The 16560-nt window shown below is 66.7% G+C and carries 15 protein-coding genes; 9 read left to right on the plus strand and 6 right to left on the minus strand.

The features are described from left to right. The first annotated feature begins 702 nt into the window (after positions 1 to 702). Positions 703 to 2712: a BON domain-containing protein gene (locus ASF32_RS03520; protein WP_244483588.1), complete on the plus strand. Its 2010-nt coding sequence runs from the start codon at positions 703 to 705 to the stop codon at positions 2710 to 2712. Positions 2713 to 2724: 12 nt separating this feature from the next. Further along, on the plus strand, positions 2725 to 3108 hold the full coding sequence (locus tag ASF32_RS03525; protein ID WP_056423751.1) for a hypothetical protein: 384 nt from the start codon (positions 2725 to 2727) through the stop codon (positions 3106 to 3108). A gap of 28 nt (positions 3109 to 3136) precedes the next feature. Here the strand turns inward: ASF32_RS03525 and ASF32_RS03530 are convergent, their stop codons facing one another. Further along, the gene (locus ASF32_RS03530) at positions 3137 to 5443 is read right to left on the minus strand and encodes a lytic transglycosylase domain-containing protein (protein WP_056423753.1); all 2307 of its coding nucleotides are present in this window, start codon (positions 5441 to 5443) and stop codon (positions 3137 to 3139) included. A 185-nt stretch (positions 5444 to 5628) separates the two neighbouring features. Between ASF32_RS03530 and dapA the strand changes: the two genes are divergently transcribed. Continuing rightward, on the plus strand, positions 5629 to 6528 hold the full coding sequence (gene dapA / locus ASF32_RS03535) for a 4-hydroxy-tetrahydrodipicolinate synthase (protein ID WP_056424428.1): 900 nt from the start codon (positions 5629 to 5631) through the stop codon (positions 6526 to 6528). 136 nt (positions 6529 to 6664) lie between these two features. After that, positions 6665 to 7138: an SsrA-binding protein SmpB gene (gene smpB, locus ASF32_RS03540; RefSeq protein WP_018044478.1), complete on the plus strand. Its 474-nt coding sequence runs from the start codon at positions 6665 to 6667 to the stop codon at positions 7136 to 7138. Between the two features lie 223 nt (positions 7139 to 7361). Here the strand turns inward: smpB and ASF32_RS25090 are convergent, their stop codons facing one another. Then, a complete protein-coding gene (locus tag ASF32_RS25090) occupies positions 7362 to 7535 on the minus strand; it encodes a hypothetical protein (RefSeq protein WP_156467672.1) in 174 nt (57 codons plus the stop codon). Between the two features lie 213 nt (positions 7536 to 7748). Here ASF32_RS25090 and ASF32_RS03545 point away from each other — a divergent pair, with 213 nt between their 5' ends. Next, positions 7749 to 8372 carry a prephenate dehydrogenase/arogenate dehydrogenase family protein gene (locus ASF32_RS03545; RefSeq protein ID WP_056423756.1) on the plus strand — a complete coding sequence of 208 codons (624 nt, stop codon included), beginning with the start codon at positions 7749 to 7751 and terminating at the stop codon, positions 8370 to 8372. Positions 8373 to 8451: 79 nt separating this feature from the next. Here the strand turns inward: ASF32_RS03545 and ASF32_RS03550 are convergent, their stop codons facing one another. The 4 genes from ASF32_RS03550 to rpoZ all read right to left on the minus strand — a co-directional run bounded on the left by ASF32_RS03550 (position 8452) and on the right by rpoZ (position 13025). Beyond that, positions 8452 to 9150, minus strand: a complete 699-nt coding sequence (locus tag ASF32_RS03550) for an NYN domain-containing protein (RefSeq protein WP_056423758.1) — start codon at positions 9148 to 9150, stop codon at positions 8452 to 8454. Positions 9151 to 9502: 352 nt separating this feature from the next. Beyond that, positions 9503 to 10093 carry an orotate phosphoribosyltransferase gene (gene pyrE, locus ASF32_RS03555; RefSeq protein ID WP_056423759.1) on the minus strand — a complete coding sequence of 197 codons (591 nt, stop codon included), beginning with the start codon at positions 10091 to 10093 and terminating at the stop codon, positions 9503 to 9505. A gap of 104 nt (positions 10094 to 10197) precedes the next feature. Beyond that, entirely contained in the window at positions 10198 to 12435 is a 2238-nt protein-coding gene (locus ASF32_RS03560) for a bifunctional (p)ppGpp synthetase/guanosine-3',5'-bis(diphosphate) 3'-pyrophosphohydrolase (protein WP_056423761.1), read from the minus strand. 179 nt (positions 12436 to 12614) lie between these two features. Continuing rightward, positions 12615 to 13025, minus strand: a complete 411-nt coding sequence (gene rpoZ, locus ASF32_RS03565) for a DNA-directed RNA polymerase subunit omega (protein ID WP_019904660.1) — start codon at positions 13023 to 13025, stop codon at positions 12615 to 12617. A gap of 255 nt (positions 13026 to 13280) precedes the next feature. Here rpoZ and ASF32_RS03570 point away from each other — a divergent pair, with 255 nt between their 5' ends. From ASF32_RS03570 to ASF32_RS03585, 4 genes are all read left to right on the plus strand, one after another. After that, positions 13281 to 14003 carry a carbonic anhydrase gene (locus ASF32_RS03570; protein WP_056423763.1) on the plus strand — a complete coding sequence of 241 codons (723 nt, stop codon included), beginning with the start codon at positions 13281 to 13283 and terminating at the stop codon, positions 14001 to 14003. Positions 14004 to 14244: 241 nt separating this feature from the next. Continuing rightward, positions 14245 to 15186, plus strand: coding sequence for an ACP S-malonyltransferase (fabD, locus tag ASF32_RS03575; protein WP_056423765.1), 942 nt, complete (start codon positions 14245 to 14247; stop codon positions 15184 to 15186). A gap of 14 nt (positions 15187 to 15200) precedes the next feature. Continuing rightward, on the plus strand, positions 15201 to 15941 hold the full coding sequence (gene fabG / locus ASF32_RS03580; protein WP_056423767.1) for a 3-oxoacyl-[acyl-carrier-protein] reductase: 741 nt from the start codon (positions 15201 to 15203) through the stop codon (positions 15939 to 15941). Positions 15942 to 16233: 292 nt separating this feature from the next. After that, complete coding sequence (locus ASF32_RS03585) at positions 16234 to 16470, plus strand: acyl carrier protein (RefSeq protein WP_018044468.1); 237 nt, start codon at positions 16234 to 16236, stop codon at positions 16468 to 16470. Positions 16471 to 16560 lie beyond the last annotated feature (90 nt).

Raw genomic sequence — 16560 nt, forward strand, 5'->3', positions numbered from 1 at the left:
CCGGTGACCGACCGGGTGGGCCGAAAGGGGCGGCGGGGCGGTGCCTGCGTCGGTGGTGTCGGTCACCATCGCCCCGGGCGGCGGCTCGATAGTCTGGGGGCTCGGATGGGGGCGCGGTAGGTCGGGAGTTAAATGCCCCGGCACCGACCCCGTTCTGGGCTGCCATGACGAGGTTTGCGGCCCCTCCAATACGAGAGGGCGTGCGGGGCAAAGTCCGTTCGAACAGCCGGGCTGGGATGCAACACGACCACCTCAGGCGCGACGCAACGCGAGGACCGCTGGAGACACCGCGACGNCCCGTTCTGGGCTGCCATGATGAGGTTTGCGGCCCCTCCAATACGAGAGGGCGTGCGGGGCAAAGTCCGTTCGAACAGCCGGGCTGGGATGCAACACGACCACCTCAGGCGCGACGCAACGCGAGGACCGCTGGAGACACCGCGACGCAAAACAGGCCCCGGCGGGAACGCCGGAGCCTGACGGGACGCCGGGGGACCGGCACACTATTATAGCGCTCAATGGGTTCCGCGGCGTCCCGCGTCCCCCTTTTGGGGCTTCTTCTGGGCCATGCCCCCGGCGCTGTCGCGCGCGGGGGTGAAGGCATGTGAACGAGGAAAGAGGCGGCGATCGATGGGAATGAGCCTGCGACGTCTTCAAGATGCCGCGAAGCGGGTGTCTGGTGGCGGCCGATCCCCGAGGTTCGCATTGCCCGCCCTCCCGTCCTACCCCTTGCTCCAGAAATTCGGCTGGGCCGTCGGCCTGCCCGGACTGGCGCTCATCGTCGGCGTTGCGACGCCGTTCCTCGCCAGCCGCGCGGAGCGGCGGCTCGAAGACAACGCCGGGGCTGTCGTGCGTGCGACGGCCGAGACGGGGTTGGAGCCCTGGCTGCGCCTGACGGTACGCGGCCGTGACCTCATCGCCACCGGGGAGGCGCCCGACGAGGCCGGGCGCGTCGCGGCCCTCGACAGGCTCAAGCGCCTGCCTGGCCTGCGCCGCGTGGTCGGGCGTATCGGGATCGTCGAGGATGCCTCGCCCTTCGTCTGGACGGCGACACGCACCAGCCCGGAACGGATCGAACTGACCGGCAACCGGCCTGTCGAGATCGGTCCGAGTGCCCTTGCCGCGAAGCTCGCCCCGGAGCTTCCCTCCGAGACCAGGATCGTCGATCAGGCGAAAGCCGCGCGCGGGGCACCGCCGGACTTTTCCACCGCCTCTGCCTTCGCGCTCGAACAGCTGAAGCCGCTGGCTCCGGGCGCCAGCGCCACCATCGCCGACACCACGGTGTCGCTGAGCGGCGAGGCATCGACGGTGGCCGATTACGAGGCCGTTAGGCAGGCCTTGGCCCATCCCCCGACCGGCTTCACCATGGGCAAGGTCGACATCCGGCCGGCAGCGACCCCCGATTTCCGGTTTGCGGTGACTCGCGAGCGCGGCGGCAACCTCGTCCTTTCGGGCAATGTCGTGTCGGAGACGGCACGCGAGGAGATCCGCGCCGTGGCCGACGACGCCGCCGATGGCGCCACGGTGGACGACCGAATGCAGACCGCCCGTGGTCTTGCGGATGGGATCGATCCGACCACGCTCGGCCGCTTCGCGTTTCGGGTCTCGTCCCTGATGCAGGATGGCAGCGTGACCTTTGCCGATTCGCGCGTGTCGGTCTCGGGGACCGCCCTCGACGGGCAGGCCATCGGCGAAATCGACGCGCTTTTGCGCGACGGGCGACCGTCCGGCACCAGGGCCGGGCCTGTCGATCTCGCCGCCATGCCGCTCTCCCCCTATCGCTTCATGGTCCGCCGCGAGAGCGACGCGGTGACCCTGACCGGACACCTTCCCGACGGCGCCACGCGCGACCGTATCCTGGCGACGCTGCGACCGCGCTTCTTCCGCGAACGCATCGTGGACAAAATTCGCATCGCCGAGGGCGCGCCGGCCAATCTCACCGGCGCGATCGAGGCCGGCATCAGCGCGCTGTCCCTGCTCGCCACGGGCGAAATCCGGATCTCGGACAGGACTCTCGCGCTCTCCGGGAATAGCCTCTACCGCGAGAGTGCCGGACGCTTCGAAATGGACCTCTCCCGGCGGATGCCGGCCGGTTGGCAGGGGCAGGCCGAGGTCAAGCCGTCAGCCAGCGAGACCATGGAGGATAAGGCCTGCCGGGGCTCGTTCGACCGCGCGATCGAGGGGCGCCGCCTGCTCTTCGCCCCCGGCAGCGTCACCCTGAAGGCGGAGTTCTATCCGACCCTCGACGCGGTGGCTTCAGCTGCGAAAGCCTGCACCGGCCTGCGCATCGAGGTGACGGGGCATGTTGACCCGGCGGGTGCCGCGGGCGCACCGAAACCCGCCCTCGATGCGGGAGTGGAGAACACTTCTTCCGTCGATTCGGGGAAGGCTCGGGACGCCGACAAGGCCTCGAAACCGGCGGTCGCGAAGACCGACAAGCCCCCGGTGAAGCCCGCCGATCCCAAACCGGCTTCGGCGAAGGACGGCAAGGACAAGGCCAACGGGGACAAGGCGGCGAAGGAGAAGGATGCCAAGACGGAAGCCTCGAAGGAGGCGAAACCGGCGGAGCCGGAACCCGACATGGCTCGACAGCGAGCGCTTGTGATCGTCGAGTATCTGCTCCAAGCCGGCATCCCGGCGGACAGGATCGTCGCCGCTCCCGCCGGTCGCGCCAATGCCACCGGGCAGGGCGTCGGCCTCGCCCTGCGCTCCTGAGAGATCGTCCCGATGCTTCTGCTGTTGACGATTCTCTGGCCCGCGCTGGCCGCCAGCTTCGCGCTGGGCACCGCCATCGGATGGCACTTCGGACCGCCACGCGACCGGCTTTCGACCGCCATCGGGCTCGGACTCGGATTTGGGGCCGTTGCGCTCGCTGGGCTCGCTTTCAGCGGGATCGTACCGGGCCGCCCGGGCTTCTGGGTGGAGAGCGCGGCGCTGAACCTGACGGCCTATATCGTTGGCGCCGGAACCGGAGCACTGGCGAGGCTGGCGCGTCCATCGCCGAGGGTGTCGGGCCTCGACGGTGTCGGCCGCTCCCCCGACCGCCTCGCTCCATCACCGAGACGGGCTGACAGTGCCGAGCAGAAGCTTCGAGGGAAAGTTTCGCGATGAGGTGGCCGGGAGAGGATAACCCCTCCGCTCACCGCGCCCCGCGCTGAAGGTCTCCTTCGATCAGCAGCGCGCTCTTGCCTTCCAACCGGCTGCGGTAGACCTGCAAATTCTCCATCACGCGCTGGACGTAGTTGCGGGTCTCGGTGAAGGGGATGCGCTCGACCCAGTCGATGGGATCGACGCCGGTCCGGCGCGGATCGCCATAGGCGTCGATCCACTTCTTCACGTTGCCGCCACCGGCATTGTAGGAGGCGAAGGCGAGGATGTAGGAGCCACGCCAATCCTCCATCAGCTCCCCGAGATGGGCCTGGCCGAGGCGGGCATTGTAGGCGGGATCGCTGGTGAGGCGGTCCTGGTCGTAGGAGGCGCTGACCCGTCGCGCCGTGCGCTGGGCGGTGGCCGGCATCATCTGCATCAACCCACGGGCGCCGACGCTCGATTGGGCGCGAGGATCGAACTGGCTTTCCTGGCGGGCGATGGCGAAGACCATGGCCTTCTCCACCAGGGGAACGGCGGCGGAGGCCTCGTACTCGGGAATGCCGATGGTCGGGTAGGCATGGGCATCGAGGGGCAGCCCACGCTGCACCGCGAGCTTGCCCACCGCCACGAGGGCTCGCGAATTCCGCACCTCCACGGCGAGGTTGCCCAGCGCGCTGAGCTCGGCCGGGTTGGTCAGGCGATTCGCCGTGTCGATGTAGAGCGGCAAAGCCAGATCCTTCAGCGAAGCCGCCTCCAGCATCCGCAGCGCCCGCGTGGTCAGGCGGTTGTCGAACGCGGCCGCGGCCGCGGGTTCGAGATCGGGGACGACGCGGAGCGGCAGGCTCGCCTGCCCGAGCTTCGCCCGCGCGAGCTGCCCGTAATAGGCGATGGGCTGAAGCGCGGCGCGCTCGTAGAAGGTCTTGGCCAGCCCGGCTTCGCCGGCCGCCTCGGCGGCGCGGCCCTGCCAATAGGCCACGCGGGCCAGCGAGATCGGCGTCTCGGCAATGGTCGCGGCCTTGGCGAAATGGTTGGTGGCCTTGGCCGGATCGTCGAGGAAGCGCAGGGCGATCCAGCCGGCATGGAACTCGGCCTCGATCCGCTTCTCCACGGTGCGACCGCTATGGCCGGCGGCGACCTCGTAGGCGAGGCTCGGATTGCCGATGTCGATGAGCTTGCGGGCGACGATCCGGCGCTCGACCCACCATTCGTCGCCATCCACCAGGACATCGCCGTTGGTGGGGGCGGTGGCGAGGATCGCGGCGGCTTCCACCGCCTTGTCGGCCCGGCGCAGGTATTGCGCCCGCGACAGGATGTAGGACGGATCGCTGCGGAGCGACGGCGGCACGGCGTTCAGCGCGGAGGCGGCCGACGAACTCTTGTCTTCCACGGCACGGCGGGCGCGGACCAGACTGGCGTAGCCGCCGCCGGCATAGGAGGCGGCCCGCCCGGCCGTCTCGTAATCCTCCTTCAGGAGGGCGCGCTCCATGCGGAAGCGGTGATCGACGCGGGTGAGGACACTCGGAAAGGCATCCATCACCTTGGTCTCGAGGGCGCGCCCGAAGGTTTCCGAGCGCCACAGGTCGCGGACCAGGGAGGCGGCGTCCTCGTCGAGGGAATCGGCCCGGAAGGCGAGCGCGAGGGCGAACTTGCCGGGAGCGCTCGACGGACGTGTTCCGGCGAAGAAGGCGCGCACGGTCGCCGGGTTCTTGCGCTCGGTGAGAAGTGCCTCCTCGGCGCGGCGGCGGAGGAGCGGACCCGCCGGCCATTCCGGGTTCGTCCGGGTGAAGGAGACAGTGCGCTCGAAGCCGATGCCGGAGCCGGCGCGGATCGCCACCCATTCGAGCAGAGCGAGGGCCGCCGGATCGGTGAAGCCGTCGCGCAGGCGGTCGCCTTCGGAGACCTTGCCGCGCCGATAGGCGTCGATGGCCTGGCGCAGAGCGGGGAGGTCGACATCCGGCGCGACCTGCGCGGCGCGGGCGGGGTCGGGCACTTCCGGTACGGGCGCGGCCGGCGTCATGGCGGCGTCGGGAAGCGGGAAGGCGATCGGCGCTTCCGGATCGGCGGAGGCATAGGCCTTGGCGGCGGCGGGCAGGGCCTTGCTCGCCACGGTCTCGGCGCTGCGGTCATCCAGCTTCAGCGCATCGGCGGCGACTGCCTCGGTCTCCGCGGCCTTGCTGTCCGGCACCATGACGGAGGGGGCGACGGCGTCGCTCGACGGGCGGGTGGTGACATCCTCCCCCTGGGCCGCGGCGGCCGGGAAGATCGTGTTCGGCACGACCAGCATCGTCGTCCCCGCCAAGGCAAGGGCGAGGGAAACGGGGAGGGCGGCACGATGCGAGCGTGTCCAGAACGCCATGGTTCTTCAAGTCCCGTCAGATGCGGACATGCCTAAGCTGTCCCGGAGGGCATTAAGAAGTCATTAACCGCGCCGACAGAGCGTTTGCGCGCGTGCCGGCAAGGCCCTATGTCTGCCCGTCCGCGAGAGCGGTGATGCGGCCGGCACACCGGCCCACCGAAAAATCGACGGCCGGGAACGCCAGGATGACCGACACCACGACACAGCGCCTCAGGGGCGCCATGACCGCGCTCGCCACTCCGTTTCGCGATGGCGCCTTCGACGAGGACGCCTTTCGCAAATTTGTGAACTGGCAGATCGAGCAGGGCATCCATGGCCTCGTGCCCGTAGGCACCACCGGCGAGACGCCTACCCTGAGCCATGACGAGCACGACCGTGTCGTGGCTGCCTGCATCGCCGAGACCGCCGGCCGGGTACCGGTCATCGCGGGCGCGGGCTCGAACTCCACGGCCGAGGCCGTCGACCGGGCCGTCAACGCGGAGAAGGCCGGTGCCGACGCAGTGCTCGTCGTGACGCCCTACTACAACAAGCCGACGCAGGCCGGGCTCTACGCGCATTTCAAGGCCGTCAACGACGCCATCGGTATTCCGATCATCATCTACAATATTCCCCCACGTTCCGTGGTCGACATGAGCGTCGAAACCATGGCGCGGCTGTATGAGCTCAAGAACATCGCCGGCGTGAAGGACGCCACGGCCAAGCTCGACCGTGTCAGCCTGCAACGCCAAGCCATGGGTGAAGACTTCATCCAGCTTTCGGGCGAAGATGCGACGGCGCTCGGATTCAATGCTCAGGGCGGCGTCGGCTGCATCTCGGTGGTCTCCAACGTGGCGCCGCGCCTCTGCGCCAAGCTTCAGGAAGCGACCCTGTCCGGCGATTACGCCACGGCCCTGCGGATCCAGGACCAATTGTTGCCGCTGCATGTGGGGCTGTTCGCGGAATCGAACCCGTCACCGGTGAAATACGGTCTCTCGCGGCTGGGCCATATGAGCGACGAGGTGCGCCTCCCGCTCCTCACGGTCAGCGATGCCACGAAGGCAATCGTCGATTCCGCCCTGCGCCATGCCGGCCTGATCGACGGCTGAGCCCCCTCGCAGGCGAAACCCCGGCGAACCATATGAGTGTCGATCGGCCGCGTCGCGCGGCCGGCGACGGCATCAGCTTCCTTCCAGACAAGGGGCATCGGCTCGGATAGGCCGATGCACCAGAACCGACGATGTGATGGCTCCCAAACCGCAAGACACCCGCCGCGTCGTCGCCGACAACCGCGCCGCCCGCTTTCATTACGAAATCTCCGACGTCCTCGAGGCGGGCATCGCCCTGACCGGGACGGAGGTCAAATCTCTGCGCAAGGGCAAGGCGGCCATCGGCGAGGCCTATGCCGGTCCGTCGGGTGACGAGCTGTTCCTGTTCAACGCCTACATCCCGGAATATCTCGAAGCCAACCGCTTCAACCACGAGACCAAGCGTCCGCGCCGGCTGTTGCTCCACCGCAAACAGATCAACAAGCTCATCGGCGCCACGAAGCGCGAGGGCTACACGGTGGTGCCGCTGAAGATCTACTTCAACGAGCAGGGCCGCGCGAAGATCGAACTCGGCCTCGGCCGGGGCAAGAAGCTCCACGACAAGCGCGAGAGCGCCAAGGAGCGGGACTGGGAGCGCGACCGTGCCCGGATCATGCGCGACAAGGGCTGATCGGCGAACGCTCCGTTGACGGGCGATGCCCGTCCTGCCAAGACACCGCCCATGACGACGAACCCGATCCTTTCCGGATTGTATTACGCGCCGCTCCCTTAGTGGCGAGGTGCTCTGTCACGTCTCAACCGCCCCGGTCGTCGGCGGTTGACCCTCTTCCAAGCACCGCTGGCCCCTCGGCTCCATAGAGGTCAGTTCCGTGTCTTTGGTTACGTCCCCTCCATCACGCATCACCGTCGGGATCATCGGATTCGGCGCGTTCGGCCAGCTGATCGCCCAACATCTCGGGCGGTATTTCGCGTTGCGCGCCTACGATCCCACCCTGCCGCACGCCGACGATATTCAGGCATCTCGCGGGCAGCACGGGTCCCTTCTCCTGGAAGGCAACGGCGTTCACACATCTCGCGGGATGCGCGGGTCCACACCCCTGGAAGGAGAGGGACAGGGTGAGGTGTGTGACCTTTTCGGAGGTGGACCACACCTCACTCCAGCCCTCTCCTTGCAAGAGAGGGAGCCCGGCGCGCCTCATGTCGAACCCGCTTGGGAAGGGAGAACGGCCGGCGACCAGATATGTGAATCCAGTACGCAGAAAGGGGCGAGGAAAGCCGGGGTGCGGCTCGGCTCGCTCGCCGAAGTGGCTTACTGTCCCGTGGTCGTGCTGGCTGCTCCAGTCTCCAAGCTCGCCGAGGTGGTCTCCGCCATCGGACCTCACCTGCGGCCGGGCGCACTCGTCCTCGATGTCGCCTCGGTGAAGATGGTCGCCGCGCGGATCATGGCGGAAGGGTTGCCCGATCACGTCGGGATCGTCGCCACGCATCCGCTCTTCGGCCCGCAAAGCGCGCGCTCCGGCCTGAAGGGGCTGAAGATCGCCGTATGTCCGATCCGGGGGCGGGGAGGCCTGCGCGCCGCGGCCTTCCTACGGAAGCATCTCGGCCTCGATGTCATCCTCACGGATCCCGAGGCACATGACCGGGCAGCCGCCTCGGTTCAGGGCCTGACGCATCTCATCGCCAAGGTCTTTGTCGAGATGGAGCCGCTCCCGACCCGGATGACGACGAAGAGCTTCGACCTGCTAATGCAGGCGGTGGGCATGATCAGGAACGATGCCCCGGAAATCTTCGACGCGATCGAGCGCGCGAACCCCTACGCGGCGGATGTGCGCCGCCGGTTCTTCGCGCATGCATCACGGCTGGAGCGTGAACTCTCGGAGCCTCGCTCCAACGCCATGGGGTGAACCGGCAATCGCGGCTTCGGCCATCCGCATACCGGGGGGAGGGAGGCGAGACGCAGACTTCCCCCGGTCGAGTGAACGTCTACTGCTCGCTGACGTCGTCGCCCTGACGGATACCGTAGCGGGTCTCCAGTCCGGGATTGGCGCGGGCGACCGGCCGCTCGGCCACGTCGCGCGTCATGTCCCGTGGAGCCTCCCGCGGCACGTCCCGAGGATTGCGGGCCAGGCCCTCACCCTGGGTCCGGACGCCGCGCTCGCCCGGATCGCGACCGACGCGGGGAATGAGGTGGACGAGGTCGACGAACTCGTCGGCCTGTCGGCGAAGGTCGTCGGCGATCATGGCCGGCTGTGTCTGGATCGTCGAGACGACGGTGACCCGGACCCCGCGGCGCTGCATCGCCTCCACCAGGGAGCGAAAATCGCCATCGCCCGAGAACAGGACCATATGATCGATGCGGGGCGCGAGTTCGAGGGCATCGATGGCGAGTTCGATGTCCATATTGCCTTTGATCTTGCGACGACCGGCGGAATCGGTGAATTCCTTAGCCGGTTTGGTCACAACCCGATAACCGTTATAATCGAGCCAATCGATCAGCGGGCGGATCGATGAATATTCCTGGTCTTCGACCATGGCTGTGTAGTAAAAAGCCCGGATCAAATTGTCGCGAGCTTGAAATTCCTTAAGCAGACGGCGATAATCGATATCGAAGCCAAGCGCCTTCGTTGCCGCGTAAAGATTCGCTCCGTCGATAAACAGAGCACTGCGCTGTTGTGCGCTCATTGAAAGATCCATTTTCTCATCAGAATTTTCAGACGTAAGATGTTGCAGTCCTAATAATTCGTCACATTTGACTGATCATTCGCCGCCCGATGCCTTGACAACCCAAGGTTGATAACGGACAGAACGTTAGAATTAATAATAAATTCTAAGAACCGGTCGAATACCACAGGCAACGGCCAAGCCTCTCCTTTGTTATTGTCGGATTGACATACCTGTCAACCACGATTGGTATACAATCACCTGAAATTGAGGATAAAACCAGGTTCTGCCGAGAATATTTGACGGTCTACAACTGTTGCGCCCAATTGCGCATCAGTTCATCGACCACATTCAGTTTTAGCCTTGCTTAAGATTAGGCGGGAGGCATCACCCGGCTACCCGGCTTGACGGCAGGCAGCGCGGCAAGTTCCGGCGGCAAGGCATCGGCAGCATAAGCCGGAATGTCGAGAGTGACCAGGGTAACGAGCGGCAGGCCGATTTCGCCGCGCCCGCCCGAACGGTCGATGAGGCAGGCCGCGCCGATGACCTCCCCGGGCTCGCTTTGGAGCGATGCGAGGCATTCGCGGGCGGAAAGCCCCGTCGTCACGATATCCTCGACGATCACGGCGCGTTGGCCGGCCGGAATGCTGAAGCCGCGACGAAGGCTGAAGGGCCCGCCGGGATCACGTTCGACGAAGATGGCGCGTGCTCCGAGATGACGCGCCGTCTCGTATCCCGGAACGATCCCGCCGATCGCCGGGGACACGACGATGTCGATCGGGCCGAAGCGGGCGACGATGACCTCCGCCAGGGCCTTGCACAGGCGCTCGGTCCGGACCGGATCGGAGAAGATCGCCATCTTCTGCAGGAAGACGCCGGAATGGAGCCCGGAACTGAGCACGAAATGTCCTTCGAGCAGAGCCCCTGCATCGCGGAATTCCGCGAGCACCGCGTCTGGCGTCATGAGAAACGTGTTCCTTGGATAGCGAGTGAGGGCCGCGTTTGTGGCAGCGCGGGCCACCTGGCGCAAGGCGCGCGCCGACGACGCGCCCAGAGGGGTACGGACGCTCAGCCGTTGACGCGGTCGACCCTGCTCACAGTGCGCTTACCGCGCAGCTCGGCGACGATGGCGTTGAGGTGCTTCAGGTCCCAGACCGAAAGATCGATCACGATCTCGGTGAAGTCCTGGGTGCGTCGCTTCATCGAGACATTGTCGATATTGCCGTCGTGGTCGGCGATGACCTGCGCGATCTGGGCCAGAACACCGGGCTCGTTGATCGATTGCAGGGCGAGGCGCGCGGGAAAACGTTCGCTCCCCCCCGCCTCGACATCCCAGCGCACATCGAGCCAGCGTGCCGGTTCGTTGTCGAAATCCGCGAGCGCCGCCGACTGGATCGGATAGATCGTGACCCCGACACCGGGGGTGAGGATACCGACGATGCGGTCTCCCGGCACCGCGCCGCCATTCGGCGCGAAGCTCACCGGCAGGTCGTTGTCGAGGCCGCGGATCGGGATGGCATCCGGCCGGCCCATATCGGCGGTGCCCTCGGGGAAGGTGAGCCGCATGGCCTGCCCCTTGGCGAGGCTGAGGCGACCGGCGCCCCCGTCCATCGGCTGCTGCAGGGCTGCAGGCGCCGTCCGGCGCTCGTCCTTGTGGTCGGGATAGACCGCGCGGACCACGTCGCCCGAGAACATCTCGCCCCGGCCCACCGCCGCGAACACGTCTTCGGTGCTCTGCCGGGCGAGGCGAGGAAGCGCCCCGCGCAGCTTGTCCTCGGAGAAGTTCTTGGCCGCCCGCTCGAAGGCACGATCGAGGATCTGGCGGCCGAGGCCGGCATATTGGCGGCGCACGGCCGAGCGGGTCGCGCGCCGGATCGCGGCGCGGGCCTTGCCGGTGACCACGAGGGATTCCCAGGCGGCCGGAGGCGATTGTCCATCGGCCCGGGCGATCTCGACCTCGTCGCCGTTGACGAGCTCGATCAGCAGCGGCGCCATGCGGCCGTTGATCTTGGCCCCCACCGCCGTGTTGCCCACGTCGGTATGGACCGCATAGGCGAAATCGATCGGCGTCGCGCCGCGTGGCAAAGCGATGAGGCGCCCCTTCGGCGTGAAGCAGAACACCTGGTCCTGAAACAGTTCGAGCTTGGTGTGTTCGAGGAATTCCTCCGGGCTGTCGCCCTCGGCCAGGAGCTCGATGGTCCGCCGCAGCCATTGATAGGCGCCGCTTTCCGTGGCGAGGCGCGGATGGACGCCGCCGATCTCGTCTTTTCCGCCGGATTCCTTGTAATGGGCATGCGCGGCGATGCCGTATTCGGCGATCTCGTCCATGGCCGCGGTGCGGATCTGCAGCTCGACGCGCTGGCTCTTCGGCCCGATCACGGTGGTGTGGATCGAGCGGTAATCGTTCTGTTTCGGGGTGGAGATGTAGTCCTTGTAACGACCCGGCACCATCGGCCAGGTGGTGTGCACGACACCCAGCGCCCCGTAACATTCGGACAGGGATTCCACGATGATGCGGAAGCCGAAGATGTCCGAGAGCTGCTCGAAGGCGACGGATTTACGCTCCATCTTGGCGGAAATGGAGAAGGGCCGCTTCTGCCGTCCGGTGACGACGGCGTTGATGCCCTGGGCCGCGAGCTTGGCGGTCAGGTCCCGTTCGATACTCTCGACCAGCCGTTCGGATTTCACGGCGAGGTCGGCGAGCCGCTGGGTGATCGTCGCGTAGATCTCGGGCTTGAGGTTGCGCAGCGCGAGGTCTTCGAGCTCTTCGCGCAGTTCCTGCATACCCATGCGTCCGGCCAGCGGCGCGTAGATATCCAGCGTCTCCTGGGCGATCCGCTCACGCTTCTCCGGCTTCATGTGATGAAGCGTGCGCATGTTGTGCAGGCGGTCGGCGAGCTTGACCAGCAGCACGCGCACATCCGCCGCGACGGCCAACAGCAGCTTGCGGAAGTTCTCCCCCTGCGCCGCACGTTTCGAGACGAGGTCGAGGCGCTTGAGCTTGGTCAGCCCATCCACCAGGGCGCCGATCTCGGGGCTGAAGATCTCGCTGATCTCGTCGAGGGTGGCTGCCGTGTCCTCGACCGTATCGTGCAGCACGGCGGCGACGATGGTGGCGTCGTCGAGCCGGAGATCGGTGAGGATCGCGGCAACTTCCAGCGGATGGGCGAAGAACGGATCGCCCGAGGCCCGCTTCTGCGTCCCATGAGCCCGCATGGCATAGACATAGGCGCGGTTGAGAAGGGCCTCGTTGGTGGCGGGGTTGTAACGCCTCACCCGCTCGACGAGCTCGTACTGGCGCATCATCCGCCGCAACACCCTTCACACATCGTCACTGCCCGCCTCTGTCTCATGTTGTCCCGCATCGCGGCCGGGCACGCCAGACCCATGGCGCCGCATGACACCGGTTTCTCGCCCCGAAAAACGAAAAACCCGGCGCTGGGCCGGGTCTTCGCGGGATCGTCAGTAATAAACGCGTCGTCCGATCACTCGGCCTCTTCGTCCGTCTCGGTCGGAGGAGCGAGGTTCTCGAGACCGCGCAGAAGATCTTCTTCGCTCATCCGGTCGAACTGGACGGCGCCGTCATCGCTGGAGGATTGCGGTGCGACGGCGGCGGCGGCCGGCGAGCTCGACAGCAGCGGCACCGTCTCGGCCTCGGGCTCATCCACCTCGACGTATTTCTGCATCGAATGGATCAGCTGTTCCTTGAGGTCGTCGGCGGTGATGGTTTCGTCGCCGATTTCGCGCAGGGCGCAGACGGGGTTCTTGTCGCGGTCGCGGTCGATCGTCAGCGGCGCCCCGGCGGCCAACAGGCGGGCACGGTGGCTCGCGAGCAGGACGAGCTCGAAGCGGTTCTCGACCTTGTCGATGCAGTCTTCAACGGTGACGCGAGCCATGCGCAGAGGCTCCTTCCATAGGACCGGGAATAGTATGATTGAACGCGCCTCTTACACCGCCTCGCGTGGCGCAACAAGCGCGACCGGCATATTGCCCCCGACGCCTCCACGGGCAGCACGTTCGGGACCGGCGTTCCATTCCCGCCCGAGGCCGCTGCTTATCGCCCGGGCGACAGCGCCCTGCCCCCCGGTTATGCGTGGCACGGTTAAGCTCGTGCGAGCCTTCGCATGGGAATTGAAGAGGGCCCAAACCTCATGACGAAGACGCTCAGCCGCCGCGGCCTGTTCAGCTGTGCCTGCCATCTCGGCGCAGCGGCCTTCGCCGCCACCGCCATGCCGAATCTCGGTCTGGCGGCCAGCCCGTCCACCAAGAGGACGGACCTGACGGCCGATCAGGCGCTGGAGCTGATGAAGGAGGGCAACCGGCTCTACAAGACCGACAGCCCCGTCCGCGCGGTGCAAGGGCGTGAGCGCCGGATCGAGATCGCCCTCGGCCAGACCCCGTTCTGCGTGCTGGTGAGCTGTTCCGATTCCCGCGTCTCCCCGGAGATCCTGTTCGGGCGGGGTCTCGGCGAACTCTTCATCGTCCGCAATGCCGGCAACACCGCCGACACCGCCGCCCTCGGATCGGTGGAATACGCCGTCTCCCAGCTCGGCGTGCCGCTCATCCTGGTCATGGGGCATAGCCGTTGCGGCGCTGTGCAGGCCGCTGCGGATGTGGTCGAGAACAACACCGTCTATCCGGGCTCCATCGGCCGGATGATCGAACCGATCGTTCCGGCGGTGCTCTCGGTGCGCGGCAAGCCCGGCGATTTCCTGGAGAATTGCGTACGCGCCAATGTCGACCGCGTGGTGAACCGCATGCGCACCGCCTCGGAGCCGGCGCTGCTCGACCCGTTGAAGGCGGGCAAGCTGCGCATCGTCGGGGCATCCTACAGCCTCGACACCGGCACGGTGGATTTCTTCAACGAGGCCTGAGACGGACCTATCGGCAGCCGCCGTACGCCGACCACCGGACGCCTGCATTTCGGTGATGGGCGTCCGGCGGTGGCCGAGCCAGAGAACAAGCGCGGCATTCTCATCGACATCGTGGTCTCGATATCGGTCGAGACCGGTATTCGTCCGTCGCTTCGTCTCAGCTCGTGTTGACACTTGCAGCACACGGTGCGACTGCGCCGCCCTTTCCCGTGCGACGACGTGGCAAAGGATTTCGACGAACATGGCGCGCGCATTCATCTTTCCCGGCCAGGGCAGCCAGGCCGTCGGCATGGGCCGGGCCCTGGCGGAATCCTTCCCCCAGGCGAAAGCCGTCTTCGATGAGGTGGACGAGGCCTTGGGCCAGTCCCTCTCGACGCTGATGTTCGAGGGACCGACGGAGGAACTGACCCTCACCGCCAACGCGCAGCCCGCCCTGATGGCGGCGAGCCTCGCGGTCGTGCGCGTGCTCCAGGCGACACGCGGCCTCGATCTCGTTCGCGACGTGGCGGCGGTAGCCGGCCACTCGCTCGGCGAATACACGGCGCTCGCCGCCGCCGGAACGTTCACGATCTCCGATACCGCCCGGCTCCTGCGCATTCGCGGCGAGGCGATGCAGGGCGCGGTCGCACCGGGGGCGGGGGCCATGGCCGCCCTGATCGGCGCCGATGCCGAGCTGGCCCTGTCCATCGCCTCGGAAGCCGCCGAAGGAGATGTCTGCGACGTCGCCAACGACAACGGCGCCGGGCAGGTGGTGCTCTCGGGCGGGAAGGCCGCGGTGGAGCGCGCGGTGGCGATTGCCCAGGCGCGCGGCATCAAGCGTGCGGTGATGCTCAACGTCTCCGCCCCGTTCCATTGCTCGATGATGTCGCCGGCCGCCGAGGCCATGCAGGATGCCCTGACCCGCGTAGCCATGAAGGCACCTCTGGTCCCGGTCTATTCCAACGTGCTGGCCTCGCCGGTCGTCGAGCCCGCCGCCATCCGGCAGGCCCTCGTCGCGCAGGTGACCGGCACCGTGCGCTGGCGCGAATGCGTCGAGGCCATGGCGGCCGCCGGCATCGACCAGTTCTACGAGATCGGCAGTGGCAAGGTGCTCACCGGCCTCGTCAAGCGGATCGCTTCCGGCTCCACCGCGACTCCCGTCGGCACGCCCGACGACGTCGCCGCCTTCCCGACGCTCAGCTGACAACAGGATTGCCCATGTTCGACCTGACCGGCCGCAAGGCCCTCGTCACCGGCGCGACCGGCGGCCTCGGCGGCGCCATCGCCAAGGCGCTCCACGCGCAGGGTGCCATCGTCGCCATTTCCGGCACCCGCCCCGAGGCGCTGGAAGCCCTGTCCGCCGAACTCGGCGGCGAGCGCGTCCACCTCGTGCCCGGCAACCTGTCGGACAAGGATGCCGTCGAGGCCCTGGTGCCGGCGGCCGAGGCCGCGATGGGCGGCCTCGACATCCTCGTCAACAATGCCGGCATCACCCGCGACAACCTCATGCTGCGGATGAAGGACGACGAGTGGGATGCGGTGATCGCCGTGAACCTCACCGCGGCGTTCCGGCTCTCTCGGGCGGCGGTGAAAGGCATGATGAAGCGGCGGAACGGCCGTATCATCAATGTGGGGTCCGTCGTGGGCGCCACCGGCAATCCCGGCCAGGTGAACTATGCCGCCGCCAAGGCCGGCCTCGTCGGCATGACCAAGGCCCTGGCCGCCGAGGTCGCCACCCGCAACCTCACCGTCAACTGCATCGCGCCGGGCTTCATCACCTCGCCGATGACGGATGTGCTCAACGAGAAGCAACGTGAGGGAATTCTCACCCGCGTGCCCATGAACCGCCTGGGCACCGGGGACGAGATCGGCGCGGCAGCCGTCTATCTCGCCTCCGCCGAGGCCGGCTACGTCACCGGCCAGACCTTGCACGTGAATGGCGGCATGGCGATGTATTGAGGCGTCTTTTATTGCCTTGACGCAGATCGCTTTGCTGCACTGCACACGAAAAATAAGTGTTCCTTCGCTCGAAAAAGCCACAGCGATGAACGGTTTGTGAACCGCCCCTCGCCAGCACGAAAACCCTGTGCTACCACCCCGGCTGCCGTGCGAGGGGGGTTGACGGTTCTGCGTGTTGCGGGTTCTCAAGGCCACGCGCGATCGGACACCGGCCGCCTTCAAAATCCTCACAAGCGGGATGGCGGCCACGGCGCCTTCACCATCACGATCGAATAGCTAAGGACCAAGAACGATGAGCGATATCGCTGAGCGCGTGAAGAAGATCGTTGTCGAGCACCTCGGCGTTGAGCCGGAAAAGGTAGTCGAGGGCGCAAACTTCATCGATGATCTCGGCGCCGACAGCCTCGACACCGTCGAGCTCGTGATGGCGTTCGAGGAAGAGTTCAACGTCGAGATCCCCGACGATGCCGCCGAGACCATTCAGACGGTCGGCGACGCCGTGAAGTTCCTCGAGAAGAACTCCGCCTAAGCGCGAGGGGCAAAAGGCGCATCGACAAGCGGGGCTCGATCGCCCCGTGCGCCGTTTGGAATGATGATGACGGGACCGGTTCGGGATAAC

Source organism: Methylobacterium sp. Leaf91 (assembly GCF_001422815.1).
Lineage (GTDB): Bacteria > Pseudomonadota > Alphaproteobacteria > Rhizobiales > Beijerinckiaceae > Methylobacterium.